The sequence below is a fragment of the Shewanella sp. SG41-4 genome (assembly GCF_014164505.1).
Lineage (GTDB): Bacteria > Pseudomonadota > Gammaproteobacteria > Enterobacterales > Shewanellaceae > Shewanella.
This window is the reverse complement of record NZ_JACJFI010000455.1, coordinates 1-2,178: the sequence shown is the minus strand read 5'-3', so window position 1 is coordinate 2,178 and position 2,178 is coordinate 1. Positions and strand designations below refer to the sequence as shown.

Annotated in this window: 4 protein-coding genes; 1 reads left to right on the top strand and 3 read right to left on the bottom strand. The window is 38.4% G+C overall.

Annotated features, from left to right (window positions below):
• The 3 genes from H5202_RS21015 to nudF form a co-directional block, all read right to left on the bottom strand.
• Positions 1–388, bottom strand: a 388-nt coding sequence (locus tag H5202_RS21015; RefSeq protein WP_182773773.1) for a metallophosphoesterase, incomplete at its 3' end; no start/stop codon positions are given.
• A gap of 35 nt (positions 389–423) precedes the next feature.
• The gene (locus tag H5202_RS21010) at positions 424–861 is read right to left on the bottom strand and encodes a DUF1249 domain-containing protein (RefSeq protein ID WP_182773772.1); all 438 of its coding nucleotides are present in this window, start codon (positions 859–861) and stop codon (positions 424–426) included.
• A 39-nt stretch (positions 862–900) separates the two neighbouring features.
• Positions 901–1,527 (bottom strand): ADP-ribose diphosphatase, encoded by a 627-nt coding sequence (nudF, locus tag H5202_RS21005; RefSeq protein ID WP_182773771.1) that lies wholly within the window; start codon positions 1,525–1,527, stop codon positions 901–903.
• Between the two features lie 425 nt (positions 1,528–1,952).
• On the opposite strand from nudF, the gene H5202_RS21000 reads away from it, so the two are divergent.
• Positions 1,953–2,178 (top strand): TolC family protein (locus H5202_RS21000; RefSeq protein ID WP_182773770.1); only part of this gene is annotated, 226 nt, incomplete at its 3' end.

Below are 2,178 nucleotides of genomic sequence, written 5' to 3'. Positions count from 1 at the left end.
TAGAGTCGAGCATTAATATCAACCAGTTACCAATAATTATCCGTTGTTGACCAAACACTTTTTCACCTTGCATACGCAAGCTCATTAAGCGAGGGTCATCGTGGTTTCCGGGTAAGTAATGACAAGGCAGATCTAACATCTCAATCTTCTGCACAAAGTGCTGATAAGACTCAGGTGAATAATCTTGGCTAATATCTCCCGTTGCCAATAAAAGATTGGCGGGATATTGAGTTGCAATGAACGTATTCAACACGGCTTGGAGACTTTGTGCCGTATTAACACCAAGCAATTGACCTTCGGGATCAGCAAAAAGATGCGGATCAGTCACTTGTACTAATCGCACAGGCTCATTTTCAGCAACAGAATAATGCACTGCGTCTTTAAGCACAAAATATTCCTAACATGGTAAAAAGAAGAAAAAAGCTACGATTGGAAAGTCACTCTCAGAGACCCAATCTTCAACAGCTCCTCAAGGAATGCATTCACTTGAAATTTTTCATCGCTATGATGCATATGTATATTCGGGTAATCATACACTGGCTTCAAACGATAAATCTGTTGGCTAGTTAACACTTCTGCTAATTGAGCATCATGATAGACACGAACAATTGCTTTTGGAGATTTAAAAAAATGTCCATTTGGTATAGGGCGCGATATTTCGACTAACTGAGTATATTTAGTATTTTCAAGAAGATTGATCGACAACTTGCCAAACTCACCTTCAACCTGCCAAGGCACATTGATTGTAACTTGATCGGGTAACCATTTTAAAATATGCGCATAATTTCGGCCACATACCGCTAAAAACGAGCTGATATTTGGTTGATATTTTTGCTTATTTTTCAGGTTAAATTCTGCCACTCAATCATTCCTATCTTGCTTATCACCATGTTCAATAGACTAAAGTGCGTCACGAATTTGTTGGTAGTTTAGCATTAACCATTGGATGCCTAATACCGTCGATGCATTATCAATGCGACCATTATTAATCCACTCATAGGCTTTTTCACGACTCACAACATGCACACGAATATCTTCGTTTTCATGCTCAAGTCCGTGTATTCCACCCGCGTTGGCCGAATCACCATGCCCCCAAACCAAATGAAAACCCTCAAAAGTCCCACCAGGGCTACCTAAGTAACTGTTTATAAAGGTTAAACCTAGCAAACTTAATCCAGCTTCTTCGGCCAATTCTCGCTCTGCAACTTGTTCAGGAAATTCGCCGGGCTCAATCATACCCGCCACTAACTCAAGAAGCCAGATTGATTTAGTGGTTGCTAATGCAGGTACCCTAATTTGTTCGATTAATACGATTTCATCACGAATTGGATCATAAGGCAGCACAACGACCGCATGGCCTCGCTCAAAAACCTCACGTGTAACCTCACTACTCCAACCACCTTTAAACAACTTATGCTTAAAGGTATATTCATCCAATTGGAAGAAACCTTTATACAACACTTTTTTAGATATCAAACTAAAATCTGACTCTACGTCAAAGGTTGTTATCTCCGCTTGCTCAGACATATTTATCCTTATCTATCAAAACGTAAACTAACGGGTTATTTTTACAGTTTAAATTAACATCATTAACAGCTAAGCATTTAAGCTTGAAAAAGCAAAAACGGGCCTAATTAAAATAAAATCTGTTACACTTCAAATTTGACTTGAAAATGAAAAAATCACTACTATTAAGTAGTGCACAATATGTAGTAATCGACATGTCATAATCGATCTATTGTGAGCAATATATAATGAGCAATGAAATGCCGATTTTAAACGACGTTATCATCTGTAAATTATTGTGCATATTCATTAAGCAAGTAAGTTAACACTGATTGCAGCGTTAAGATTGAATGATGATAAATCATTAACTTAACCAGGTGCATGACCAAATTTATAAGTTAATCAACACCTCATTTTACCGAGGAATTGTCTAAAAAGGGCAGCAAATGAAATTCAAAATTGGTTCATTATACGCAGCATTAGCATTTGCTATCGCAGCACCAGCAGCACAAGCTGACGATTTACTTCAAATTTATCAGCAAGCACTCACTAGCGACCCTATCGTTTTACAAGCAAAAGCACAACGTGATGCGCTATACGAGAGTATTCAAGAAAACCGTGCACCGTTATTGCCAACCATCAGTGCAAACGTTGGTTATGCCAAAGCGTGGA

Bases quoted from the DNA above. Each gene is read 5' to 3' on its own strand.
- nudF (WP_182773771.1), bottom strand. From the start codon at position 1,527: ATGTCTGAGCAAGCGGAGATAACAACCTTTGACGTAGAGTCAGATTTT.